At 42.1% G+C, this 24,009-nt stretch carries 23 protein-coding genes, 2 tRNA genes, 1 rRNA gene and 2 pseudogenes; 4 read left to right on the top strand and 24 right to left on the bottom strand.

The genetic code is table 11. From position 1 onward, the window contains the following. Window positions 1–5: 5 nt before the first annotated feature. The 9 genes from FRX57_RS03350 to FRX57_RS03390 form a co-directional block, all read right to left on the bottom strand. Window positions 6–221, bottom strand: a complete 216-nt coding sequence (locus FRX57_RS03350) for a YozE family protein (protein WP_146566622.1) — start codon at window positions 219–221, stop codon at window positions 6–8. Beyond that, on the bottom strand, window positions 218–727 hold the full coding sequence (msrA, locus tag FRX57_RS03355) for a peptide-methionine (S)-S-oxide reductase MsrA (RefSeq protein ID WP_146566624.1): 510 nt from the start codon (window positions 725–727) through the stop codon (window positions 218–220). The genes FRX57_RS03350 and msrA overlap by 4 nt, the downstream gene beginning before the upstream one ends. Before the next feature lie 89 nt (window positions 728–816). Then, window positions 817–2,121: a DUF1958 domain-containing protein gene (locus tag FRX57_RS03360; RefSeq protein ID WP_146566626.1), complete on the bottom strand. Its 1,305-nt coding sequence runs from the start codon at window positions 2,119–2,121 to the stop codon at window positions 817–819. 34 nt (window positions 2,122–2,155) lie between these two features. Further along, window positions 2,156–3,022 (bottom strand): CvfB family protein, encoded by an 867-nt coding sequence (locus FRX57_RS03365; protein WP_146566729.1) that lies wholly within the window; start codon window positions 3,020–3,022, stop codon window positions 2,156–2,158. A gap of 95 nt (window positions 3,023–3,117) precedes the next feature. After that, a complete protein-coding gene (gene frr, locus FRX57_RS03370) occupies window positions 3,118–3,675 on the bottom strand; it encodes a ribosome recycling factor (RefSeq protein WP_146566628.1) in 558 nt (185 codons plus the stop codon). 11 nt (window positions 3,676–3,686) lie between these two features. Beyond that, window positions 3,687–4,415, bottom strand: a complete 729-nt coding sequence (pyrH, locus tag FRX57_RS03375; protein ID WP_146566630.1) for a UMP kinase — start codon at window positions 4,413–4,415, stop codon at window positions 3,687–3,689. A 166-nt stretch (window positions 4,416–4,581) separates the two neighbouring features. After that, a complete protein-coding gene (rplA, locus tag FRX57_RS03380; RefSeq protein WP_146566632.1) occupies window positions 4,582–5,271 on the bottom strand; it encodes a 50S ribosomal protein L1 in 690 nt (229 codons plus the stop codon). A 93-nt stretch (window positions 5,272–5,364) separates the two neighbouring features. Next, a complete protein-coding gene (gene rplK, locus FRX57_RS03385; protein WP_146566634.1) occupies window positions 5,365–5,790 on the bottom strand; it encodes a 50S ribosomal protein L11 in 426 nt (141 codons plus the stop codon). Between the two features lie 113 nt (window positions 5,791–5,903). After that, window positions 5,904–6,407: a methylated-DNA--[protein]-cysteine S-methyltransferase gene (locus FRX57_RS03390; RefSeq protein ID WP_146566636.1), complete on the bottom strand. Its 504-nt coding sequence runs from the start codon at window positions 6,405–6,407 to the stop codon at window positions 5,904–5,906. A 56-nt stretch (window positions 6,408–6,463) separates the two neighbouring features. On the opposite strand from FRX57_RS03390, the gene FRX57_RS03395 reads away from it, so the two are divergent. Beyond that, a complete protein-coding gene (locus FRX57_RS03395; protein ID WP_146566638.1) occupies window positions 6,464–6,820 on the top strand; it encodes a DUF3397 family protein in 357 nt (118 codons plus the stop codon). A 24-nt stretch (window positions 6,821–6,844) separates the two neighbouring features. Here FRX57_RS03395 and FRX57_RS03400 read toward each other — a convergent pair whose 3' ends face one another. Continuing rightward, window positions 6,845–9,136, bottom strand: coding sequence for a DNA translocase FtsK (locus FRX57_RS03400; protein WP_146566640.1), 2,292 nt, complete (start codon window positions 9,134–9,136; stop codon window positions 6,845–6,847). Window positions 9,137–9,213: 77 nt separating this feature from the next. Here FRX57_RS03400 and FRX57_RS03405 point away from each other — a divergent pair, with 77 nt between their 5' ends. Continuing rightward, a complete protein-coding gene (locus FRX57_RS03405) occupies window positions 9,214–9,987 on the top strand; it encodes a peptidylprolyl isomerase (RefSeq protein WP_146566642.1) in 774 nt (257 codons plus the stop codon). Window positions 9,988–10,016: 29 nt separating this feature from the next. Here FRX57_RS03405 and FRX57_RS03410 read toward each other — a convergent pair whose 3' ends face one another. The 3 genes from FRX57_RS03410 to FRX57_RS03420 all read right to left on the bottom strand — a co-directional run bounded on the left by FRX57_RS03410 (window position 10,017) and on the right by FRX57_RS03420 (window position 13,007). Further along, window positions 10,017–10,841, bottom strand: coding sequence for a ZIP family metal transporter (locus FRX57_RS03410; RefSeq protein ID WP_146566731.1), 825 nt, complete (start codon window positions 10,839–10,841; stop codon window positions 10,017–10,019). A gap of 131 nt (window positions 10,842–10,972) precedes the next feature. Continuing rightward, the gene (locus tag FRX57_RS03415; protein ID WP_146566644.1) at window positions 10,973–11,890 is read right to left on the bottom strand and encodes an aldo/keto reductase; all 918 of its coding nucleotides are present in this window, start codon (window positions 11,888–11,890) and stop codon (window positions 10,973–10,975) included. A gap of 31 nt (window positions 11,891–11,921) precedes the next feature. After that, the gene (locus tag FRX57_RS03420; RefSeq protein ID WP_146566646.1) at window positions 11,922–13,007 is read right to left on the bottom strand and encodes an MmcQ/YjbR family DNA-binding protein; all 1,086 of its coding nucleotides are present in this window, start codon (window positions 13,005–13,007) and stop codon (window positions 11,922–11,924) included. Window positions 13,008–13,165: 158 nt separating this feature from the next. Between FRX57_RS03420 and FRX57_RS03425 the strand changes: the two genes are divergently transcribed. Then, window positions 13,166–13,555, top strand: coding sequence for a (deoxy)nucleoside triphosphate pyrophosphohydrolase (locus tag FRX57_RS03425; protein WP_246100924.1), 390 nt, complete (start codon window positions 13,166–13,168; stop codon window positions 13,553–13,555). Between the two features lie 20 nt (window positions 13,556–13,575). Here the strand turns inward: FRX57_RS03425 and FRX57_RS03430 are convergent, their stop codons facing one another. From FRX57_RS03430 to FRX57_RS03470, 8 genes and pseudogenes are all read right to left on the bottom strand, one after another. Then, window positions 13,576–16,446 carry a DUF3427 domain-containing protein gene (locus FRX57_RS03430; RefSeq protein WP_425472609.1) on the bottom strand — a complete coding sequence of 957 codons (2,871 nt, stop codon included), beginning with the start codon at window positions 16,444–16,446 and terminating at the stop codon, window positions 13,576–13,578. A gap of 263 nt (window positions 16,447–16,709) precedes the next feature. Beyond that, window positions 16,710–19,358, bottom strand: coding sequence for a valine--tRNA ligase (locus FRX57_RS03435; RefSeq protein WP_146566653.1), 2,649 nt, complete (start codon window positions 19,356–19,358; stop codon window positions 16,710–16,712). A 213-nt stretch (window positions 19,359–19,571) separates the two neighbouring features. Then, the gene (locus tag FRX57_RS03440; protein ID WP_146566734.1) at window positions 19,572–20,084 is read right to left on the bottom strand and encodes a GNAT family N-acetyltransferase; all 513 of its coding nucleotides are present in this window, start codon (window positions 20,082–20,084) and stop codon (window positions 19,572–19,574) included. Window positions 20,085–20,124: 40 nt separating this feature from the next. Next, window positions 20,125–20,582 (bottom strand): annotated as a pseudogene (locus FRX57_RS03445) (TraM recognition domain-containing protein); the annotation flags it as partial. A 278-nt stretch (window positions 20,583–20,860) separates the two neighbouring features. After that, on the bottom strand, window positions 20,861–21,466 hold the full coding sequence (locus tag FRX57_RS03455) for a DUF1349 domain-containing protein (RefSeq protein WP_146566655.1): 606 nt from the start codon (window positions 21,464–21,466) through the stop codon (window positions 20,861–20,863). Further along, a pseudogene (locus FRX57_RS03460) lies at window positions 21,453–21,982 on the bottom strand (shikimate kinase). The gene FRX57_RS03455 and the pseudogene FRX57_RS03460 overlap by 14 nt, the downstream one beginning before the upstream one ends. 28 nt (window positions 21,983–22,010) lie before the next feature. Then, a complete protein-coding gene (locus FRX57_RS03465; RefSeq protein WP_246100926.1) occupies window positions 22,011–22,334 on the bottom strand; it encodes a VOC family protein in 324 nt (107 codons plus the stop codon). Window positions 22,335–22,661: 327 nt separating this feature from the next. After that, on the bottom strand, window positions 22,662–22,916 hold the full coding sequence (locus tag FRX57_RS03470) for a DUF1912 family protein (RefSeq protein WP_146566657.1): 255 nt from the start codon (window positions 22,914–22,916) through the stop codon (window positions 22,662–22,664). Window positions 22,917–23,010: 94 nt separating this feature from the next. Between FRX57_RS03470 and FRX57_RS03475 the strand changes: the two genes are divergently transcribed. Beyond that, a tRNA-Thr gene (locus FRX57_RS03475) sits at window positions 23,011–23,081 on the top strand. Window positions 23,082–23,190: 109 nt separating this feature from the next. Here the strand turns inward: FRX57_RS03475 and FRX57_RS03480 are convergent. From FRX57_RS03480 to rrf, 3 genes are all read right to left on the bottom strand, one after another. Continuing rightward, window positions 23,191–23,682 carry a sigma-70 RNA polymerase sigma factor region 4 domain-containing protein gene (locus FRX57_RS03480; protein WP_425472610.1) on the bottom strand — a complete coding sequence of 164 codons (492 nt, stop codon included), beginning with the start codon at window positions 23,680–23,682 and terminating at the stop codon, window positions 23,191–23,193. 123 nt (window positions 23,683–23,805) lie between these two features. After that, window positions 23,806–23,878: transfer RNA gene (locus FRX57_RS03485), tRNA-Asn, on the bottom strand. A gap of 5 nt (window positions 23,879–23,883) precedes the next feature. Beyond that, window positions 23,884–23,999, bottom strand: a 5S ribosomal RNA gene (rrf, locus tag FRX57_RS03490). Window positions 24,000–24,009 lie beyond the last annotated feature (10 nt).

Below are 24,009 nucleotides of genomic sequence, written 5' to 3' on the forward strand. Positions count from 1 at the left end.
TCTTCTTAATGGGCCAAATAATCTTCCCAAATCTGATCAAACTCACTCAAATTAAACGCAAAACTCGCCTCATCTTCCAAATATCGACTAATCACCTCAAAATCATCCGTGTGTTTGGGAAAGGTCGTTTCTTCAAAAACATAGGCGGCCAAGCGGGCGGCAGGAGCCTGACTTTTGGAATGGCGTTGGGTCATCAACCAACTATAAAAAGATTTTCTCATGACCAATGGCTCTCCAAAAAGTCATGACGAATTTTACTAGATAAGGCATAGCGGAAAGGATCTTTTTTATAAAAGGCCTGGTGATACTCTTCCGCTTCATAGAACGTTTTTGCTGGTTCAATGCTTGTGACAATAGGGCGGTCAAAACGTCCTGATGCCGCCAAACGCTCCTTGGAGGCCTCAGCAATCAAACGTTGCTCCTCACTGGTATAAAAAATCACTGGTCGATAACTATCCCCACGATCCTGAAATTGGCCAAAAGCATCTGTTGGATCAGTCTGTCGCCAATAAAGCTCTACCAAATCGGCATAGGAAAGTTTTTCAGGATCAAAAATTATCTCTACTGCTTCCGTGTGACCTGTCGTCTTGGAACAAACTTGCTCATAAGTTGGGTTGGGAACATGACCGCCTGTGTAACCACTACGCACCGATAAAACTCCCGGACTTTCTTCAAAAGGTTGCACCATACACCAAAAACACCCACCTGCAAAAATGGCTCTCTCCATCTTCTCACCTCCAAGTTTTTTCTTTATTGTAACAAAAAAATCCCAGAAAGTCTGAGATTTTGCCACTTGTCTAGCCCTTGTAGGCTAAGCTATGATTTGGACTGTTGCCGTTTCCGTCTAGCCCAAAGTAGACAAACTGGTGCTAGGATGAGTAAGGGGAGCAAGAAAAGGAAGTACCAATACTGGCTAAGTAAGGGTAAAAGTGACTTACTCTTGCTGCTAACTTTCCGACTGATAAGCTCTACCGGATTGACAGGCTTGACCTTAAGGCTATTTTTTATCAATGGACTGACTGTTTCCAAACCATTAGCCAGCTTGAGTTGGTCATCTTCAACCACAAATGTTGGCTTAGCTCCTTTGGCAACTGTAGCATATAGGTCTTTGTCCAAGTCATATTTTTTCCCATCAATGGTCTGCTGGCCAGCACTTAAGACCTTCTTATACTCATAATCAGCATAGGATTTCTCAACCAAGGCATTACCAAAAGGATGACGGTAGAATTCACCATTTTGATCATACCAGTCACCGACTCCCATAATCACCGCAATACGACCTTGGTCGCCACGCTTGACCGTCATCACATAGTTAAAGGCAGCCCCAGGACTAGAGCCTGTTTTAAGACCATTTGCCCCCTCAATACCATAAATCGCCCCTTCAAGAGAATGATTGTAGGCACTAAAGGTTTCTTCATAAGGCGTACCAGCCTTAACTGTCACTAATAGATTCTTGGTATGGTCAATGATTTCTGGGTAATCTTTCAAGAAATGATAGGTTAAAATAGCCAAATCACGGGCCGTTGTCTGGTTAGGAGCATTTTTATTATAACGAGTAGGATTGTAGTAACCTTCAAAACTAACAGCTGCTGCCCCACTTGCATTCATCCAGCTAGTGTTGGTCATGCCTAACTCCTTGGACTTGGCATTCATCATGTCAAGAAAGGCATCTGGATCATCATTGGACAAGTAATTGGCCAACATGACTGTTGCCACATTAGATGATGGCACCACGGTCATGGTAATTAGTTCATCAACGGTATAATCAACACCGGCGACAATATTATTATTAGAAATGGCATAAATGCCCGCAATGGCCTGGTCAGTCGGCTTGGCTGTAATGACAGTATCTTCACTTAACTGCCCTTTTGCCATAGCCTCATAGACCAAATAAAGGGTCATGAGCTTGCTCATGCTGGCTGGATCACGAATGGCATCTGGATTATCCTGCCATAAAACAGCCCCAGTCTCCCCATCAATAACAATACTCGACTTGGGACGATTTTCTTCACTGACCTCATAGCCTGCTGCCCGAGTAATATCCATTAAATCATCTGCCGCTACTGTCTTTGCCACTAAGCTCCATATCAAGATTAAGCAAATCAGAATCTTCCGTTTCATCTTCATTTCCTTCCAGCTAGTTTACGTTTCTCTTCTATGTTATTGATTCAATCAACTCTGTGCCAAACTGATCCTGTTTAACTTTACCAGCCTTCATCAAACCACCTAAGGCCTTCTTGAATTGGCCCTTAGAAATGCCAAAAACAGCCTTGATGTCTGCCGGTGATGACTTGTCATTCAGGGTCATAAAGCCCCCTTTAGCTTCCAGATAAGTCAAAATCATCTGAGCATCATTTTCCAACATCTCAAACGAACGTGGTTTTAGAGAAAGATTGAGGGTCCGATCAACTGCCCGATAGCCAATGACACGAGCATCTAAGACCTGCCCCAAGCGTGGCTCCTGATAGCGTTCATTGGGATGAATAAAGCCTAACATATTATTTTGAGGCAGATAAACAAAGGTTCCTGACAGTTTCAAACGGTAAACAATGGCTGGTAGTTGCTGATTTTGCATATTATCATAGGCTGGACCAGCCAGTTTTTGAAAGACCTCTGGTTCTGCTAAAAGTCCCCAAATGCGTCCTTTTTTATCCACATCTAGGCGAAGATAGAGTTTGTCACCTTTTTTAGGCCACAATTCCCTCATCTCAGGCAGAATATCCAAGGAAATCACAACCTGCTTATCTGGTAGGCCAGTATCAACAAAAACACCCAAATCACGACGAACATCCGTCACCACTCCCCAACCATAAGTTTGCCGAGTCGCTGTCACATCTTGGGTCGTCAAACGTAATTTTTGCCGCATATCTGTATAGGCAAAGCCCTTAACCATCTGACCCAGACCATACTGACCTTCCTTTTTATCCAAGGCAAAGGTTCGGCCCTCTTTTTGAATAAAATAAAAGTCCTTGTTTTCATCGGTCACTAGACCGCTAATCTCTCTCACCAGTAAATCTTCCATCATTCATTATTCATCGACTTGACCAGTCAAGCCCCATCCTTTCCCTCTTGTTAAAAAGGCAGGATTTCTCGGAAATCCCGCCTACTGTTTGCTCCTTAAACTTCCAACAATTCTTTTTCCTTGTTAGCCGTCATTTGGTCAATATGTTTCACTGCCTCATCAGTCGCCTTCTGAATGTCTTTTTCCAAAACCTTCAACTCATCCTCAGTGATTTCTTTATTTTTCTCCTGCTTTTTAGCCTCATCCATAGCATCTCGACGAATATTACGGATGGCAACCTTAGCATTTTCTCCCACTTTCTTCACATCCTTAGCTAAGTCACGGCGTGTTTCTTCGGTCAAGGCAGGAATAACCAAACGAATAACAGACCCATCGTTGGCTGGATTGATGCCCAAGTCAGACTCGTTAATGGCACGCTCAATCTCTTTCAAGACTGACTTATCAAATGGGGTGATTAAAAGAACACGAGCCTCTGGCACAGTGATTGAAGCCAACTGGTTCAGAGGGGTGGGTGCCCCATAATACTCCACTTGAATACGATCTAACAGGCTAGCATTGGCACGGCCAGCACGAATACTTGCAAATTCACGTCCTAGTGACTGGTGTGATTGTTGAAAACGTTCTTGAGCTTTTTCGATAATTGGGTTAGCCATAATTTTTTCCTCTATCCTTTTTTATTTGAAACCGTTGTTCCGATGTTCTCACCAAAAACAACTCGTTTGATGTTGCCCATTTCATTAAGGTTGAAGACAACCAAGTCAATGTCATTGTCCATGGACAAGGAACTAGCTGTTGAATCCATGATTTTCAGTCCTTGCTTCAAGACCTCCATGTGGGTCAATTCATCAAATTTAATCGCATCAGCATTCTTACGAGGGTCATCGTTATAGACACCGTCAACCCCGTTTTTGGCCATGAGAATGGCATCCGCTTGAATTTCAGCTGCACGCAAGGCTGCTGTTGTATCCGTTGAAAAATAAGGAGAACCTGTCCCAGCTGCAAAAATCACAATCCGTCCTTTTTCCAAGTGACGTAGGGCACGGCCACGCACATAAGGTTCTGCAATCTGTTGCATGGTAATGGCCGTCTGAACGCGTGTATCCACCCCGTATTGTTGCAGACTATCAGCCATCACCAAGGCATTCATCACCGTTCCTAACATGCCAGTGTAATCCGCCTGAACACGGTCCATACCAGCCTGTTCTGCCGGCTCTCCCCGCCAAAGGTTACCGCCACCAATAACCAGGGCAATTTGCACTCCAGAAGCAGCGACTTCTTGGATTTCCTTGGCCATTTCTTGCACTGTTGGCAGGTTAATGCCTACACCTCGTTCGCCCGCTAGGGCTTCACCAGATAATTTAATTAAGACACGCTTGTATTTAGGTTTTACCATTTCTACTCTCTTACTCCTTATTTCATCTCTTCTATTTTATCATATTTTGTATCTTTTACCTAGTGAAAGAGCAGAAAAATTTCAGCTACTCAGCCAGTCTAACACAAACCCTTGCAATTAGCTTTAAGATAGTAAAAAATCCCATCAAAAGATGGGATTTGATTTATTAAAGTGAGTTTGGATCAACTTTGATACCAACACCTTGAGTTGTCGTGATGGTTACAGAAGTCATGTAAGTTCCTTTAGCTGTTGCTGGTTTAGCCTTAACCATAACATCGTTGAAAGCTTTGAAGTTTTCAACCAATTTATCAGCGTCAAATGATACTTTACCAATGATAGCTTGCACGATACCTGCTTTGTCAGCACGGTAAGTGATTTTACCACCTTTAGACTCTTCAACTGCCTTAGCAACATCCATAGTTACTGTACCAGTTTTAGGGTTTGGCATCAAGTTACGTGGACCAAGCACGCGACCAAGACGACCAACAAGTGCCATCATATCTGGTGTTGCGATAACAACATCAAAGTCCATCCAACCACCGTTGATTTTAGCAACAAGGTCATCTTCACCAACAAAGTCTGCACCTGCAGCTTTTGCTTCCTCAGCTTTTGCACCACGAGCAAATACCAAGACACGAGCAGTCTTACCAGTTCCGTTTGGCAATACCATTGCCCCACGGATTTGTTGGTCAGCCTTACGCACATCAATGTTAAGGTTGTAAGCAACTTCTACTGTTGCGTCAAATTTTGCAAAGTTCAATTCTTTTGAAAGTGCTACAGCTTCTTCAACGCTGTAAGCTTTTGTGCTGTCAATTTTCTCAAGTGCAGCACGCATTTGTTTGCTTTTTTTAGCCATTTTTTTCTTTCTCCTTGTTATGTGGTTTTAACGATTTTCATCTCCCACGTCGCTCATCTGCTGATGAAGTCTTGCGGGTAAATGGGTGTTACCTTAGTCAGTAACAGTGAATCCCATAGAACGAGCAGTACCTTCGATCATACGCATGGCAGCTTCAAGGCTAGCAGCGTTCAAATCTGGCATCTTAGTTTCAGCAATTTGTTGTACTTGTGCACGAGTTACTGAAGCAACTTTAGTTGTATTAGGTGTTCCTGAACCTTTTTCAACACCGGCAGCTTTTTTCAAAAGAACAGCAGCTGGTGGTGTTTTAGTGACGAAATCAAATGATTTATCTTCATAAACAGTGATAACAACTGGGATAATCATGCCAGCTTGATCAGCTGTACGAGCGTTAAATTCTTTAGTGAATCCCATGATGTTGATTCCTGCTTGACCAAGTGCTGGTCCGACTGGTGGAGCTGGTGTCGCTTTACCAGCAGGAATTTGAAGTTTAACGAGTTTTTCGACTTTCTTAGCCATTTTCTAAATCCTCCTGTTGTGGTTTTGGCGGTAATTATAGATTTTTACCTCCCACAGGTATGTCAAAGCATACCTAGACATTATACCTTATCCCTCTTTTTTTTGCAAGGATTTTACTCATTTTTTTCTAAGATTAAAAGAAACTGTTTTTTCTCCAGTCCGGCCACATAACCACCCAAACCACCATCACTACTTAAGACACGGTGGCAAGGATTAAGGAATAAGATGGGATTGTTGCCACAAGCCAGTCCAACCGCACGCGCCTTCTTGCTATCCCCCAAAGACTGGGCTAGCTCCTTATAGGTCATGGTTTGTCCGTAAGGAATTGTCACCATGACTCGCCAAACGGCCTCTTGAAAGGGAGTGCCAAAGGTCTTAGTGGCAATTTGAAAACTGGTTAATTCCCCAGTAAAATAGGCTGATAAGTCTTTTTCCAATGCTTCCAAGAGAGCATTAGAGCCACTAGAAATCTGTTCTTGAACCAAGTCAGCAATCTTAGCTAAGGTCTGTTCTTGCTTTTTCTGACCTAAAAAACCCAAATAATAAAGAAAATCAGCATCAGCCAGAGCTAGCAAGGGACCAACTGGACTAGGAAACATCTTTTTTATCAGTGTCATAAGAATAGTATAACATCAAAGTTTACAATTTAGCCATTTCAAGATACAATAGACCTATGACTTTTTACAAATTCTTAGCTTTAGGCTTATTGGTCCTCACTCCCTTACTTTCCCTACTAATCACAAAGCTTTTTCAGCTAGACAAGCTGGGGCTACGTTTTCCTGACTTAGCCTTTCCCCTATTTGCAGGCCAAATTATCTATCTTTCAGGCCATTTCTTCACCCATTCCTTGCTGCCTCATTATGCCATCGCCTTGGCCTTATTGGCTATTTGCGCCGCTATTTGGCTACTCAACAAGCAGCCAAATCATTTCTCTTACAGGCGTTTTTTCAAGGTTTTTTGGCGGACTGGCTTTCTCGTTACTCTTGTGTTTTACCTTAGCATGTTAATTGCCATTTTCTTGCAAAAATAAAGACTGGATACCCTCCAGTCTTTTTTATTGACTTTGTAAAACTTTTCTTGGCTTAGTTCCTTCAGCTGGACCGATAATACCTGCCTCCTCCAATTCTTCCATCAGCCGAGTGGCACGATTAAAGCCGACCGACAAACGGCGTTGGATCATGGAAGCACTGGCCTTTTGCGTTTCAATAACCAGCTGTTTAGCTTCCTCAAACAGAGGATCACCTGCCCCTGCTCCGCCATTACCACTAGCCATATCAGCCTCTGTCACCTCACCAGGATCAAAATTCTCATCGTAATCAGCCTGGGCCTGAGATTTGATAAAGCTGACAATCCGCTCCACATCATCATCAGAAATAAAAGACCCTTGCAGGCGGACTGGATGATTTTCATCAATGGGTTTAAAGAGCATGTCCCCTCGTCCCAGCAGTTTTTCAGCCCCATTTTCATCCAAAATGGTCCGACTATCCGTTCCACTAGAAACAGCAAAGGCTACCCGGCTAGGAACATTAGCCTTAATCAAACCTGAGATGACATCAACTGAGGGACGTTGGGTGGCCAAAATCATGTGGATACCCGCTGCACGAGCTTTCTGCCCCAAACGAATAATGGCATCTTCCACTTCCTTGCTGGCGACCATCATCAAATCAGCCAATTCATCAACAATGACCACCAAGAGAGGCAGAGGAATCTGCTTTTCAGCCGACTGACTGTTAAACTCGTCCACCTTGCTATTATAGCCTTCAAGGTTACGAACACCAACTTGACTGAAGAGTTCATAGCGATGTTCCATCTCATCAACAATCTTTTGCAGGGCCTTGCTGGCCTTACGTGGATTAGTCACCACAGGAATTAGGAGATGGGGGATGTCATTGTAAACCGAGAGCTCCACCATTTTGGGGTCAATCATCATAAATTTGACCTGGTCAGGACGGGCCTTCATCAAAATGGAGGAAATAATCCCATTAACAGCCACAGATTTTCCTGATCCTGTTGAGCCCGCCACCAACAGATGGGGCATACGAGCCAAGTCAAAACTCCGTGCCGTTCCATTAACTGCCTTACCTAGGGGAACTTCCAAGAGTTTGTTGGGGTCTGTTTTAGATTGTTCCCACAACTCACGGAAGGAAACGGTGGCAATCTCCGAATTGGGTACCTCAATGCCGACCAAGGACTTGCCTGGGATAGGGGCCTCTATCCGAACATCCTTGGCTGCCAAGGCTAAAGCCAAGTCATCTGCCAAATTAGCAATACGGTTGACCCGCACACCAACGGCTGGTTTGACCTCGTACTTGGTCACTGACGGGCCAATTTCTGCCCGCTCCACCACCACCTTGATGCCAAAGCTAGCAAAGGTTTCTTCCAAAACCTTGATGTTATCACGCACCAACTTTTTCTCACGATTCTGATTTTTAGGTTTATCAGGAGCAAAAAGGTCTAGGCTAGGTAGACGATACATCAGAGGTGCTGGACTCTGAACGTCAAAGATTAATTCTTGATGATCTTCCTCACTCTCGTCATACCAAATCTCATGATTATCCGCCTCCTCCCAGTACTCTTCCGACTCGTAAGCAATGATTTCTGGTTCTGTTGGAAGGGTTTCAGAATCATCTAAAATCTCACCTGTCTCTAAATCAACCGGATAAGAAAGGCTGGTAGCTTGCTGACGAGCAGCCTCCTGGGCTAAACGTCTCTCCTCTTTTTTTAAAAAATTGGCTTGACGCCTAGCCTGGTGCTTGTTACACCAAGTACTCCAAAGGGACTTGCCATAAGCAATCACATCCAGGACATCCCAGGAACTGATTAGAAAAATGCCTAATATGATAAAAAGACCACCAATCAAAAAGGCCCCGATATTAGAAAATAAAAAGGCTGTCGGCTTATAAATTAAGGCTCCTAGGAGGCCTCCACCAGCAAATTGACGAGAGGAAAAGGCTAGCAAATCCTCAACAATCAAGGATAGAGTCCCTGACACAACCGGCTTGTCTGCCATATGAGGTTGGACGAAGAGATAAGCCTGCCACTCCAATAACAAGCCCATCAGTAACAATAAGGCACCACTTAACAGTCCTTCCACTTTAGAAAGCCATTTTATCCCAAAAAGATAAATCAAAATCCCAATCATGACTGGATAGGCTAAACTACCCACCAAAAAACGCATAAAATTATAGGCAGTTACCCCGAAACGTCCTAATTGGAGCATAGCAAAAAAGAAGAGAAAAAACACCAAACAAGCCACTAACATTCTGCGAATAGCCGCTTGTCTCTCCAATTCTGCCTTGCTTGGACGTCTGGTCCGTCCTTTTCTACTTGTCTTTGCTTTTCCCATAATGTTATTATAGCATGTTTAAGCGCCTGATTGGCAAAATTTGTGATACAATAAAGAAAAAAGAACAGAGGAAATCCATGAAAAAAAGTGTGCTAACGGGCCTTTTTGCCCTGATTCTCCTAGCCGGCTGTGGCAATCAATCAACAAATAGCCAAAACACAACTGCCAGCACTGAACGAAACAATTCCAGTGCTCTCGCTCAACGATTAGAAACCTTGAATAAGGCTAATTTCCCCCAGCTATCTCCAGAAGTAGCTGACAATGAAGCCCAGGTCAAGCTGATTACCTCTCAGGGGGATATTACCATCAAACTCTTTCCTGAATACGCCCCCTTGGCTGTGAAAAATTTCTTGACCCATGCCAAAGAAGGCTACTATAAGGGCCTAACCTTTCACCGGGTAATCAATAACTTTATGATTCAATCAGGAGACCCCAAAGGGGACGGTACAGGAGGAGAATCCATTTGGAATGGTAAAGATGCCTCGATTGATTCCGGCATGGGCTTTGCTAATGAGGTCTCAGACTACCTCTACAATATTCGTGGTGCTCTGGCCATGGCCAACGCTGGACCAGATACCAATGGAAGCCAATTTTATATTGTGCAAAACAAGGACAATATGATCGGCAAGCTTAATCCCCAATTGTATCCTGAAAAACTGTTTGAAGCCTATCAAAAAGGAGGCTATCCTCAAGGAGATGGCAACTATACCGTCTTTGGCCAAGTTACTCAAGGCATGGACGTAGTGGATAAAATCGCAGAAAGCCCCACAGATAGTAAGGATAAGCCTCTTACAGACATCATCATTGAAGACATTCAAATCCTAAAAGATTACCCCAAAACAGACAAATAGACTGGACGTTTCCAGTCTATTTTTTATCATTAACCAAGGGCTACATCTAAAATCATCATGATGGTAAAACCTAACATCAGCCCTAAGGTGGCCGAATCTGTATGCCCGTGGGTCTGTGATTCTGGAATTAATTCTTCCACCACCACAAAAATCATAGCTCCTGCAGCAAAAGACAGGGCATAGGGCAAAATAGGGGTCATATAAGTCACCGCAATAGCCCCAACGAAAGCCGCAATGGGTTCAACAATGGCCGACATGGACCCCCAGAAAAAGGCCGCAAGACGTGATTTCCCATCCGTGCGAATGGGAATGGCCAGGGCTGCTCCTTCTGGAATATTCTGCAAACCAATCCCCAAGGCTAGCCCAACTGCTCCAATAAAGGCTGCTGGGGAGGGGTTATTAGCCAAGGCACCAAAGGTGACGCCTACGGCCAAGCCTTCTGGAATATTGTGAATCGTGATGGCTAAAAATAATAGGGTAATTTTAGACAATTTTTTCCGCTCTTTCTCAACACCACCCTCAGCTTGATTAATATCATTTCCCAAATGCAAATGAGGGACCAACAGATCAATCAAGCGCATAAAAATACCGCCCCCAATAAAACCAACTGCTGCTGGTACCCAAGACCACCTACCGTAAATCTCACCAGCATAATCAATAGACGGGGCTAATAGGGACCAAAAAGAGGCTGCAATCATGACGCCAGCGGCAAATCCTAGCATGGTATCTAGGATTTTGCGGCTAATATTTTTAAAGAAAAATACCACTGCTGAGCCAATAATCGTACAAAACCAAGTAAATAAGCCACCGATAAGTCCTTGCCATACGACCGGTAAATCGGTAAACCAAGTCATCATCTTGACCTTCCTTTCTAATAAAAACACTTCCTATGCAAGCGTTTCACGGTCATTATACCACATCTCACTAAAAAAGCCAACGAGCAACCAGAAAAGACTTGATCATCCATCAAGTCTTTCCACTTCATTTACGGCAGCTCTTTCCCTGCTGACAGGTAGAGGCGATACCATTCCTGACGACTTAGTTCAACCTGACTGGCAGCAGCAATCTTCTGCAAGCGGTCAGGGTTCATGGAACCGACCAGCACCTGCATTTGAGCGGGATGCCGCAACAGAAAGGCTGTGGCAATAGCTTCTACTGATACGCCCTTGCTATCCGCCAATTCGGCCAAAACGTGATTGAGCTCTGGATAGTCTGGATGGTCAAAAAAAGTGCCTTGTGCCAAATCAATCATAAACGGTGACCAGGCTTGAATGGTTACCCCACGTAGACGGCAGTAATCTAATATCCCACCATCACGGTTAAGGCCACCCTCGGTCAGCATATTGACCTGCAAACCCGCATCAATCATCGGTGTATGTACCAGGCTCACCTGTAATTGATTAACCAAGAGAGGCTCCTGCCAATAGGCTTGTAATAATTCCATTTGGTAGCGATTGACATTGCTCAAGCCAAAGTGCCTAACCTTCCCCTGCTCTTTTAAGGAAGAAAAAGCTGCCGCCACTTCCTCTGGTTCCCAAAGCGTATCGGGGCGGTGCAAGACCAAAAGGTCTAAATAATCCGTCTGCAAACGCTCTAAGATACCATCCACCGCTGCTAAAATATGCTCCTTAGAAAAATCAAAGAAACCTGGCCGAATACCACACTTGGACTGAATAATCACCTGCTCTCGTTCAAGGCCCAGTTCCTTAATCGCTTGACCAAAAATACGCTCTGACTGCCCCTTACCATAAATATCAGCATGGTCAAAAAAATTGATGCCCAAATCCAAACACTGTTGAATCACTTGCTTGGCCTCTGTCAAACTCAAGGCAGACATTCTCATGCAGCCTAAAGCCAAGCGTGGTACCAGTAGGTCAGACTGACCTAATCGCATGTATTTCATCTTTTCTTCTCCTTTTTCCAATTTTCCAATCCTAGCCTAGCTCAGCCAAATCTAGCCCCAGACTGTCTGCCAATACCTGACTTAAGCTTGACGGTAACCGCCGTGGCCCACGCACAGTCTTTAACCCATATTCCGCTAGGCGGACTTGAGGAAACTGACCATCGGGAAAGGTCCTTAGCAACTCCAGTGTCATCAATTTTTGAATATCCTCACGGTCACGTTGACCGTGATTTGGCAAATCTGCCTGTAACACTCGGCACAGGTAACGAATGGCCTTGACGGGAGCCGTCATATAAATAGCCACATAGTCACCAGCCTTAATCCTTGCCTTTTGCGTCCAATCAATGACCCGTGACTGACTAAATTCGGCGTCAATGTTATAGTATTTAGGATTGGCTGGAAGCACCCAAAACTCCGGGCCTTGTTGCCGCCGCAAGGACTTAGGAGTGGCCAAAGACCGACTCTGAACCACCAAGTCAAACAAGTCTTCATCTGACAAACTCCCATCTAAGACAACTGAGACCCAACTTTTTTTGGACATGTGATAAGAGGGGTAAATCCCTTCTTTTGTCAAAAGCTCTGCCAGCTGCTCAGGCTTAACCTTGAGATTAACCACTTCCACCTCTCGCTGGCCAAGCGACTTTGAAAAATGACCTAGCTTTGCCATTGTCAAAGGAAAAATCAAAGCATACCACTTGCCACCGACACGATAAGAGGCATAGCTGGGATGCTTGGCAAAGGGATGGTCATAAAAATCACCATAGGTCTGCTCTAGATAAACTGCCAAGCGATTAGATTGCGGTTGAGTAAAGGGATGGGACTGAAAACAGTCCCTAGCTATTTTGGTTAAAATGGCGGCATAAGCCTGCTGAACCTGACTGGCATAAGCCCCTGGAGCCTGTTCCACTCGTAGAGCCAGATAATCTTCCCCAGTCTCCCTATCCAAAACTCGACCTGACACCTGTCCCGTCGCACTGATGCTGACCCTTGCCTCAAAATCGCCTGCCATGAAGATTTCCGAATAAACAAAACTATCTCCCTCAGCCACAAAACCAAAGGGCTCCAACTGCTCAACCACCACCTGCTGTTTCGCAAAAATTGAAGATTCTAGGGACATGGACATATACTCCTTAATAAAGTATGATAATTTCATTATATCAAAAATATAATGTTTAAATCTAATAAATTATTCTATAGCTTTATCTAAATTAACGATATTTAGTTGCTAGGTATGTTATGATAGTACTAAATAAAGTAAATCGAGGAGAAAAACTAATGACAAAAACCATTCACGTTGTCGCAGCCGCTATCTTAAAAGAAGGAAAATATTTTTGTGCCCAACGTCCCAAAGGAAAATCATTGGCAGATTTTTGGGAATTTCCTGGTGGTAAGTTAGAACAAGGAGAATCACCAAAAGTAGCATTAGTCCGTGAAATCAAGGAAGAATTTGATGCAGATATAGAAATTTTAGACTATGTCAACGAAGCCAGTTATGACTATGATTTTGGAACGGTGGTTATGATGACCTTCGAAGCAAGACTTCTTTCTGAAACACTAACCTTGTTAGAGCACCAAGACTCTAAGTGGCTGGAACCACATCAACTAAGGACGCTCAATTGGGCACCTGTTGACCGCCCAGCTGTTAACCTACTAAGTAAAAAATGAGATTTGTAATAACCTCATTTTTATTTTGTCGTTAAGTAGTGGAACAAGTCAGCTTTTACAGGCTCATTAAGCTTGAAAAACATACTCACAACACTTTCACCTGCATGCTCTATTTCCTCTGCACTGCCATCAATGTAGGACAGAGATCCTAAATAATAAAATTCACCACCTTCGGCATCATCTTTGATGACAAATAATTCCAGTCTTAAGCCATTTTCAGAAGAACGGATAATCTTTTTGACATCAGGAGATTCTATTGTTCGCTTGTTTTTAGAAAACCATCGCAATGTCGACTCATTTAACAACTCATCTTCATACTTAATTGTATCACTAATATTCTCACTCTTATGGTAGGTGACAAAAATCGGACAAGTATTTGTTTCCTTATCAATCTTATACCCTCCAATATTAAGAGGCGGCTCATCACGTCTAACATTTAATAATTTTAATACTTCCCGTCTTGAATACTTTTGACCTAGTGTAAATACTTGAGGGTAGTCCTGAGCTTTTACTAAGCCAGTTTCAATTACATCTGAAAAGAAACTTAAGTAAATTGGGTCCTTTTGCAGAGATTCTAGTACCTTATCATTCAAATAATAAGTGTCCTCACTTCTAATAACCAAACTCTCAGTTCCAAAACGCCTCTGCTCTTGAGCCTTAAGGAACGATAAATCCAAGACTCCTTCAACAGATGTTATCACATCACTTGAAATATCTAAATCATGGGCTATTAAACCTTCAAAAAACGTATCAAAACTAACTTGTCCCCTATTTTCAAGTAACAATTTTAACAGAACCAGTTCGTGCTTACGTTTCCCACTTAAACATTCAAAAGTGATGAAAGTTAAAAAATTTTTAGAACTCTCTTCAAACTCTATCAATTGTTCTCCAAACTTACTTACTACATCGGTATAATCTTTAAAAGTATTGTTCTCAAAGAATGTTAACGGATCAATTCCATTATAAGTCACAAAATCTTTCAAAAATGGTTGACGTCCTAACTTATTTTGCAACTCAACATAGCTATCACGTAACACTTTCATGCTAGATAAATTAGTATTTGTGATAGATTCAAAAATCTGTTTACGAGCGATTTCTTCAAAGTTAATGGTTGTTAAACCACTAATCACATTAGCCTCTCGAACTTCTCTGCGATAATTATCCTTGTTCATAGACTGATCGCCAAATAAAGCAACCGGAATCAGATAATTATTCCGATAATTTCCAATAAAATCAATAATCGTTACATAGTCTTTTGATTGATGCTTACGCAGACCGCGTCCTAGCTGTTGAACAAAAATAATACTTGATTCTGTATTACGAAGCATAACGACCTGGTTAACACTTGGAATATCAATTCCTTCATTGAAAATATCCACTGTTAATAAATAATCCAAGGCCCCACTTTCCAATTCCTGCACAGCTTTTTCACGAATCAATTGGCTATCATCACCCGTCAAAGCTTGTGTTCGGAATCCTCTTTGATTTAAAATAGCGGATAACTCTATCGCTTCCTTTTTACTGGAACAAAACATCAGCCCACAAACGGACTCACCACTATGCCCATAATAGTCAATCTTATCCACAATATGATTAACCCGCTCCGCTGAAATCAGATTTGAAAAATCTTCACCCTCACCAATTAGCCGACCATTCACCATAATATCAGTCACACCAAAATAGTGAAATGGGCACAGCAAATCCGCAGCCATTGCATCCTGCAAACGAATTTCATAGGCAATATTATAGTCAAACAGTTCATAAATATTTTGACCGTCTGTCCTTTCAGGAGTCGCAGTCATTCCTAAGAGAAATGCAGGAGTAAAATAGTTTATCACTTTTTTATAGGAAACCGCACCAGATTTATGCACCTCATCAATTAAGATGTAATCAAAAAAATTTGGAGGAAAAGACTGTAAATTTTTATCACGTGATAAAGTTTGAATAGTCGCAAAGATATATTTTTTTGTTAAGATATCCATACCCGACTTATAAATGCACGCTTCATTATCCGCAAAACCTAGTACCTTCTGAAAACTTTCCAAGGACTTCCTTAAAATCTGCTCGCGATGAACAACAAAAAGCACGCGCTCAGGATTGACCTGTTGAACATCAAAGGCTGACAAATAAGTCTTCCCTGTACCCGTTGCTGAAATAATCAAAGCCTTATGAGCCCCATTATCCCGTACATTGCGCAAACTAGTCAACGCTTCTTTTTGCATTCTATTAGGTTCAATCTTACCAATGTGATACTCAATAATAGATTCTTCTTCCAAAGTTGCTACCTGAATTACTGGCTTCCGTTGTCTCTTGTAAGATTCAATAATATCCGTTGTTAATGGTCGCGATAATTCCCAGACACGCTCAAATTCTTGCTTTGTCTGATACAGTAAATCGCCACTATCTGTAGAAGTAAGCTTAACATTCCATTCATAATTCTGCTTCAGAGCCGTTGCAGTCAGATTGGATGAACCTGTAATCAAAACCTGCCTCAATTCCTGTTCAAACAAGTAATACTTGGAATGAAGCTGCATGGTTTCTTGAGAAATACGTACTTCCACATTTGGTAACTTCAATAAGTCATACATAGCTAAGGGATCATTAAAATCAAGGTAAGGCGAAATCACAATTTTCCCTTGGATACCTCGTGCTGCCAGATCTGCCAATTGTGCCTTAATCATAGAAATTCCAGATTGAGTCACAAAAGCTACTGAGAAATAAAAAGCAGTACTCTTTAGTAACTCTTCCTGCAAATCCGTCAAGACAAAACGCTTTTCCTCAACATTATTAATCAAAATCTTAGGTGCATAGGTCACATCTCGAAAGGCGATCCGATCAATAAATCCAAACTGCATTGACTCCAATAACTGAGCCTCAAAAACTGATCCCATAAAAATAGTCCTATCTAATTGATAGAACTATTATCTAATATTTTTACAAAGATGTAAAGGAAAGAGAAAATTAACTCATACACCCCAGATTAATAAAAGTGAAAATCAGTCTCAAAAAATAATTCGTATCTCATTCCAATGTACTTACAATACAATAAATCCATACGACTATTTTTTACTAATTTTTAACTCTATAATAAGTCTTTATGATGTGCTTGATCCTACTATAAAAACCCAACCATTTCTGGTTGAGTAATATACACTTATTTCACCAACTTCTCCATCTCGGCGATTCGCTCTTGAGTGGCATCAAATTTGGCTTGGTAGTCGGCTTGTTTATCTTTTTCCTTTTGGACAACTTCTGGTTTAGCATTAGCAACAAAACGTTCATTGCCAAGCTTTTTACCGACCATCTCCAATTCTTTCTGCCATTTGGCTAATTCTTTGTTAAGACGTGCTAGTTCTTCTTCCACATTGAGCAAGTCAGCTAGGGGTAGGAAAATTTCTGCACCTGTGATAACACTTGACATGGCTAGTTCAGGAGCCGTCACCTGCGAGCCAATCTCTAGCTGCTCTGGGTTAGTGAACCGCTTGATGTAATTGACATTGGCCGTAAAGAACTGCTCTAGTTCACAATCTGCGGTTTTAATCAGAATGGTAATCGGCTTAGATGGGGCAACATTGACCTCGGCCCGACTATTACGCACCGAACGAATCAAGTCTTTCAGGCTCTCAACACCTTCATGAGCTTTGCTATTATCAAAGGCTGGATTAACCACTGGATAGGCTGCCGTCACCAAACTACCTGTTGACATCTGACCATAGATTTCTTCGGTCACAAATGGCATAATTGGGTGGAGCAGACGTAACATCTTGTCCAAGGTATAGAGAAGGACAGAACGAGTCATGACTTTTTCAGCTTCATTGTCACTGTAAAGCACTTCTTTGGTCAATTCCACATACCAGTTGGCAAATTCTTCCCAAATGAAGTTATAGAGGATATGGCCAGCCACACCAAATTCAAACTTATCAAAGTTCTCAGTGACCTTGCCAATGGTTTCATTAAGGTTGTGGAGAATCCAACGGTCAGTCACATTACCAGCCTGACCAGCCGCCACCTGCTCCACATTGGCTGTCGCTTGCTCCAGGGTCAGCCCCTCATTATTCATGAGAATGTAGCGGGAAATGTTCCAGATTTTATTGATAAAGTTCCATGAGGCATCCATCTTTTCATAGCTGAACCGGACATCCTGTCCTGGGGCAGATCCATTTGACAAGAACCAGCGTAGGGCATCCGCACCATATTGGTCAATGACATCCATAGGGTCAATCCCATTGCCAAGAGATTTGGACATCTTCCGCCCTTGCTCATCACGGATAAGACCATGAATGAGGACATTTTCAAAAGGCCGGCGTTCGGTAAATTCCAAGGATTGGAAAATCATGCGTGACACCCAGAAGAAGATGATGTCATAACCCGTCACCAAGGTTGAGGTTGGGAAGTAACGCTTGAAGTCGCTAGCATCTTCATCTGGCCAGCCCATGGTTGAAAATGGCCAGAGGGCTGAACTGAACCAGGTATCAAGTACGTCTTCGTCCTGCACCCAGCCCTCACCAGCTGGAGCTTCCATACCAACGTAAACCTCACCAGCCTCATTATACCAAGCAGGAATTTGGTGACCCCACCAGAGCTGGCGAGAAATGACCCAGTCATGGATATTTTCCATCCATTGCATGAAGGTATCATTAAAGCGTGGTGGGTAGAAATTGACCTTATCATCTGTTGCTTGATTGGCAATGGCATTTTTTGCCAATTGGTCCATCTTAACAAACCACTGAGTTGACAGGCGAGGCTCAACCACTGCTCCAGAACGCTCCGAGTGACCAACTGAATGCACACGCTCCTCAATCTCAACCAAGGCACCAATTTCTTCTAATTTGGCTACTACAGCCTTGCGGGCATCAAAACGGTCCATGCCAGCAAATTCACCAGCTAGTTCATTCATGCTACCGTCATCATTCATGACATTGACTTGAGGCAGTTTGTGACGTTGACCAACTTCAAAATCGTTAGGGTCATGGGCTGGGGTAATTTTTACCACCCCCGTACCAAATTCTGGATCGGCATGCTCATCACCAACGATTGGAATTGGCTTGTTGAGAATTGGGAGAATAACATTTTGACCAATCAAATCCTTGTAGCGCTCATCATTTGGATTGACTGCGACAGCCACATCTCCAAACATGGTTTCAGGGCGTGTGGTTGCGACCTGAAGCCCGCGCGAGCCATCTTCCAACATGTAAGTCATATGGTAGAAGGCTCCCGCCACATCCTTGTGGATAACTTCAATATCGGATAGGGCTGTGCGTGCCACTGGGTCCCAGTTGATGATAAACTCACCACGGTAAATCCATCCTTTTTCATAGAGCTTGACAAAAACCTGCCGCACCGCTTTTGACAGCCCCTCATCCAGGGTGAAACGCTCACGCGAATAATCTAGTGACAAGCCCAACTTGCCCCATTGCTCCTTGATAGTTGCCGCGTACTCGTCCTTCCATTCCCAGACCTTATCTAGGAATTTTTCACGACCTAGGTCATAACGGGAAATTCCCTGCCCACGCAGACGCTCCTCAACCTTGGCCTGGGTAGCAATCCCAGCATGGTCCATCCCTGGTAACCACAAGGTATCAAAGCCCTGCATCCGTTTTTGACGGATAATAATATCTTGAAGAGTCGTGTCCCAAGCATGCCCCAAATGCAGTTTACCCGTTACATTGGGCGGTGGGATGACAATTGAATAAGGCTTAGCCTGGCTATCGCCTGATGGCTTAAAAACACCCGTTTCAAGCCAGTTCTGATAACGACCCGCCTCAACCTCAGCTGGATTGTATTTTGGTGAAAGTTCTTTCATTTTAATTCTCCTTTGACTATTTTTTATCTTTAAATATATTTACTAATAACTTTTCTTAAATCATTTTTAATCTGTTGTTTAACATGTTTAATATCATTTGGATATCCTAATCTATCACTAGAGATCTTAACATAATCTCTCACATATACTTCTATATTTCTCAGAGCGAACTCCGGAACATGTTGACTTTCCTTTGAATAAATAATCAAATCGTCAATATATCCCAAAAGCCTTGTCGTACTCCATAACTCCATTTAATTTGTTTTGACTTCCGTTAAGACTAAGTGCCATAAAACTTTCATCGTCAACTTCAAATGGTGCCTTTATTCCATACTTACTTGCCGGAATATATCCTGCCTTTGGATAGTATTTGGAATGTCCCAAAACAACTGAATATTCATATCCTAATTTATGTGCAATATTGTGTCCTTCTTTCATCAAAGATAAACCAATCCCTCTGTTTTGATAATCAGGTAATACCGAAAGAGGGGCGAGCGCAAGAACCTCAACATCTTGAACCAGTGCTTTTGTAAAAAGAATATGTCCCACAATTTTACCATCTTCAACAGCAACAAGAGATAGTTCAGGAATAAATGCCTTGCTTTTTCTCAACTCAACAACTAAATCTTGTTCGCTTCCATCAGAATGTTCTGCACTTTCAAATGTTTCTTTTACGACATGATATACCTCATCATAATCTTCTGGTCTTTCCAATCTTATAATCAAAGTTTTTACCTCCATCAAATTCTAATTTATCTAACTTTTATTACATCCTTGCCACAGCTATTTTATTACTTACTTTTACCTTACCTTTTCTCTCCAAATACTTCTCAATATCAACCAAATTTCTTTTGTCATAAGCTTCAAGTAATCTATAATTCTTTGTTTCGTTATATCAAACTTATCTGAATAAAAAGGTCTTGAGCCTCTTATCTCTAAAATACATTTTCCACCATCCATTACTTTTATCTCATCTCTACTCATAAGTTCTTTATCTATCTTTTGATAGTTAAGCCCAAATGATTTTTGATTGGATCTAGTTTCTGATGTATTGTAAAGATCGATAGTTTCTTTACCTAAATTCTCGGATAATTTTTTAAGTGTCGTGCCCTCCTTTCCTCCTAAGAATAATTCACTATCACAGTTAGCAATAATGGTATCTGCATTTGCGTATTCACGCTCTCTTTGCTCTAGATAAAGTCGCTCTGACTTTTCTCTCTCTTTTTCTATTTCTTTATTTTTATTATTTAACTCTATTTCATTTCGCCAATAAAAAAGAAGAAAAGTTGTTAAAATTGCAATTCCTGACAACATAACTTGAAAATAACTTTTATTATTGTCAGAAGAAAAGTATGACTTCACTTCATCAAATATATAATAGCCTATCCATCAATTTTAAATTTCTGACTAAACTAACCCCTTGGTCAAATACACTATAACTACTGGAACGTTTATATTCAATAATTACAAAAGCTTGTCGCTCATTATCGTAGGCTAAGGTATCAATCCGGCTCCTGACCATCATGTTCTTTCCACTGGCACTCACCCATTTCAAAATCAGTAAAACGAGCGATAAAACTGGAATTTTCTGGGCTACAAGCATAGATGCCAAAGGCAATTTTTCCAGTCGCCTGAGCTAGATGACAGATGCGCATCTGCTTAAAGGTCACCCCATCCGTCGAATTTTCAACACGGAAGTCCTGACCTCGCCGACTGAGACGGTACCACATTTCCTTAATGTCCGCTGAAATTTCTGTCGTTGCCCAGTCTGAATAACCGTGATTAGTCACCACACTCCCCAAATGCTGAAAATTCTCATTTTCATATTCGATAGAGGCCTTGAGCCAATTCTCACTATCCAGATAAACCACGACACCGCATTGGTCAAATCGGTGCTTACTGTCAAAACTCGTCTTGACGACAAAGCTAAAATACTCTTCCTCTGTCGTCAGCTGCAAGACAGGGGCATTATCATTTTGAAAATGATAGTAAGTTCGTTGCCACAAATCCGTATGCGGCTGGGTTTCAATGACAATCTGGTTTTGACCAAGCTGATAAGACTTGGGTTCTCTCGTCCACTGCAGACGCTTAATATCAAAAGTCTCCATTTTTTCCTCCTAAATCATCTCTAAGAATCGCTTCCGCCAGCTCTCTGGCAGATAAATGACTGGCCTGTAATTTTCTATAATGACGTAATTTCTCTGGACAGCTTTGACTATTAACTTGACAATGATGGACTGTCTCCAGCAAATCCTGTTCTGACCATATCAAATCACGCTTAATCGGCTTATGTTTTAAATGATTTTCAGTCTTATTTCGCCGTAATCTCTCTTCCAAATCCACTTTCAACTCAATGAAGAAAACTGCTTGACCATACTGCTGAAATATCTCTTGGATTTTTTCCAAATAAGCAATCTCCTCCTGTGACGAAAAATCAATAAAAATGGTAAAATCATCCCCCGACCTAGCTTAGCAAAGGTTTCAAAAGAGTCAAAACGAATCTTATCAATCAAATCTCTCGCTGCCATTGACATGGGAAGAAATTTAGTCACAAAATCAATGCTCTCATGGTTATGAAACAAGGTCAAATCCGTGAGTTTCTCCCATTCCTGCCCAATCGTCATCTTACCTGAGGCCTGAGGACCAATAATCTTATTCTCCTACCACTTCTATCTTAATCCCATCTGGGTCTTGACAATAGCAAGCATAATGGTTTGCACCACCCGCGTAGGGAAAACGGTCTTCGTAAAGCAAGGTAACACCCCACTCTTTCAAATCCCGAGCCAACTGGTCCACATCTGCCGGACTACCACCAGCAAAAGCCAAGTGATTAAGCCCGACGCGACAGCGATGATAACCAGCAGCTAGAAAAGCTTCTACCGTCTGCACAAAGACAAGATAATGTCCATCTTTTTTATAAGAAAATCCCTGTTCCCAATCCTGATAAAGAACATACCCCAACCTTGGCAGGAGCAAGTCATAAAATTGACGGGACTGCTACAGATTGGACACATAAAGTTCAACATGATGTAACATGACCTTCTCCTTTGACTGACAAGGCTGAGTAATTTCCTCAAAGATAGAAAAATCCCCATCTAGCACAAGCTAGACAGGGACGAATTTAGATAAATCCGCGGTACCACCACTGTTTCGGGCAAGCCCGCTACTCCATTTATTAGCACTCGTTCACTTCAGCAACCAGTTTTGACGACTGTGCAAGTTCTCAACCCTCCTGCTCTCTGTAACAAGCCTTACTCAAAACACCTCTGAATACTTTCATTCTATCAAATTTCTCCACAAAAATCAATAATTTCTCGTGCCAAATAGGCCATCCGGCAAGTCATGGAAAGATTTTCCATTTTTATAATTGTCCAGCTTACCTTGCAGAAACTGATAGGCATCTAGCCGACTTTCATAACGAATAATCGCATCTTTTGCTCGCTCATCCTGACTAGCCTCAAACTCCTTCTGACTTTCTGTCATGGCTACCTGATTAACCATGAGCTGCATGCTCAACCACTCTTCCAAATCTTTCAAAAACTCCTGTTCAAAGGTCATGATACACTCCATTTCTACACTTTTTAACCATTATAGCATAAATCATAAAATAAGACTTGCATTCTTCCTAGCAATATGGTATTATATAAAAGTAGCCGCTATAGTTAAATGGTATAATAGAGCAATGGTAATGCTCCGTTCCGAGTTCAATTCTCGGTGGTGGCATCAATAATAGTCATGGAAAGCCTAATTTAATAGGCTTTCTTATTTTTTTGGTCAAAATTTGGTCAAGTAAAATCATATCTTCGGAGATTTATTTCATTAACCAAATTTTTCATCCTTCCCGCTCCTCTTGAAGAAAATCATGCTGAAGTTTAGACATCAAGGCCTTCCTGCCGACAAAACGCTCTCCCCGAAGTAAACAATCAAATTGCCCTTGTTCCGCTACTGATAAGGACTCTCTTACCTGCCTCAACCAATCCTTAACAGCCACATAGTCCGCTACCCCTATCTCACGATCCTGTAAAACATGCCCAAGCTCACTAATTTCTTCATAAACCATTTGGTTAAAGCGCCGTTTCTCACTCCCCTGTTTACGCAAAACATCGGTCACATAATTGGAAAATTTAGTTTTAAAGTAAGGAAATAAAAGTCTCTCATCATCAATAACCTCTGGATATCTCTTACACAGTTGATACAAGATAAGCATCCCTTCTTGTTCCCAATCATCGACAGACCATAGTTTAATATGGTACTGACGTTCTAATTTCATCACGGTCGGTCTTACCTTACGATACAACTTTTCAAAACGGTCACTACTCATCATCTGATTTGCCTCCTTTATTTTTCTACCCTTAGTATAAATAAAAGAGATAAAAGACAACAGGACATTCATGTCACCTAAGCAGAGAAATAAAAAAGAGACGTTGAGAAATCAACGTCTCACCCACTCCGCCAACAGGGCTCGAACCTGTGACATCATGATTAACAGTCATGCGCTCTACCAACTGAGCTATGGCGGATTCCAGCTAAGCGACTACCATATCTCACAGGGGGCAACCCCCAACTACTTCCGGCGTGCTAGGGCTTAACTACTGTGTTCGGCATGGGTACAGGTGTATCTCCTAGGCTATCATCACTTAACTAACTCTTC

Origin of the sequence: Streptococcus cuniculipharyngis, from assembly GCF_007859195.1 — a bacterium.
In the GTDB taxonomy this organism is placed as follows: domain Bacteria; phylum Bacillota; class Bacilli; order Lactobacillales; family Streptococcaceae; genus Streptococcus; species Streptococcus cuniculipharyngis.

Coding starts and splice junctions, on each gene's coding strand:
- FRX57_RS03350 (WP_146566622.1), bottom strand. CDS start 221: ATGAGAAAATCTTTTTATAGTTGGTTGATGACCCAACGCCATTCCAAA.
- msrA (WP_146566624.1), bottom strand. CDS start 727: ATGGAGAGAGCCATTTTTGCAGGTGGGTGTTTTTGGTGTATGGTGCAA.
- FRX57_RS03360 (WP_146566626.1), bottom strand. CDS start 2,121: ATGAAACGGAAGATTCTGATTTGCTTAATCTTGATATGGAGCTTAGTG.
- FRX57_RS03365 (WP_146566729.1), bottom strand. CDS start 3,022: ATGGAAGATTTACTGGTGAGAGAGATTAGCGGTCTAGTGACCGATGAA.
- frr (WP_146566628.1), bottom strand. CDS start 3,675: ATGGCTAACCCAATTATCGAAAAAGCTCAAGAACGTTTTCAACAATCA.
- pyrH (WP_146566630.1), bottom strand. CDS start 4,415: ATGGTAAAACCTAAATACAAGCGTGTCTTAATTAAATTATCTGGTGAA.
- rplA (WP_146566632.1), bottom strand. CDS start 5,271: ATGGCTAAAAAAAGCAAACAAATGCGTGCTGCACTTGAGAAAATTGAC.
- rplK (WP_146566634.1), bottom strand. CDS start 5,790: ATGGCTAAGAAAGTCGAAAAACTCGTTAAACTTCAAATTCCTGCTGGT.
- FRX57_RS03390 (WP_146566636.1), bottom strand. CDS start 6,407: ATGACACTGATAAAAAAGATGTTTCCTAGTCCAGTTGGTCCCTTGCTA.
- FRX57_RS03395 (WP_146566638.1), top strand. CDS start 6,464: ATGACTTTTTACAAATTCTTAGCTTTAGGCTTATTGGTCCTCACTCCC.
- FRX57_RS03400 (WP_146566640.1), bottom strand. CDS start 9,136: ATGGGAAAAGCAAAGACAAGTAGAAAAGGACGGACCAGACGTCCAAGC.
- FRX57_RS03405 (WP_146566642.1), top strand. CDS start 9,214: ATGAAAAAAAGTGTGCTAACGGGCCTTTTTGCCCTGATTCTCCTAGCC.
- FRX57_RS03410 (WP_146566731.1), bottom strand. CDS start 10,841: ATGACTTGGTTTACCGATTTACCGGTCGTATGGCAAGGACTTATCGGT.
- FRX57_RS03415 (WP_146566644.1), bottom strand. CDS start 11,890: ATGAAATACATGCGATTAGGTCAGTCTGACCTACTGGTACCACGCTTG.
- FRX57_RS03420 (WP_146566646.1), bottom strand. CDS start 13,007: ATGTCCCTAGAATCTTCAATTTTTGCGAAACAGCAGGTGGTGGTTGAG.
- FRX57_RS03425 (WP_246100924.1), top strand. CDS start 13,166: ATGACAAAAACCATTCACGTTGTCGCAGCCGCTATCTTAAAAGAAGGA.
- FRX57_RS03430 (WP_425472609.1), bottom strand. CDS start 16,446: ATGGGATCAGTTTTTGAGGCTCAGTTATTGGAGTCAATGCAGTTTGGA.
- FRX57_RS03435 (WP_146566653.1), bottom strand. CDS start 19,358: ATGAAAGAACTTTCACCAAAATACAATCCAGCTGAGGTTGAGGCGGGT.
- FRX57_RS03455 (WP_146566655.1), bottom strand. CDS start 21,466: ATGGAGACTTTTGATATTAAGCGTCTGCAGTGGACGAGAGAACCCAAG.
- FRX57_RS03470 (WP_146566657.1), bottom strand. CDS start 22,916: ATGACCTTTGAACAGGAGTTTTTGAAAGATTTGGAAGAGTGGTTGAGC.
- FRX57_RS03480 (WP_425472610.1), bottom strand. CDS start 23,682: ATGATGAGTAGTGACCGTTTTGAAAAGTTGTATCGTAAGGTAAGACCG.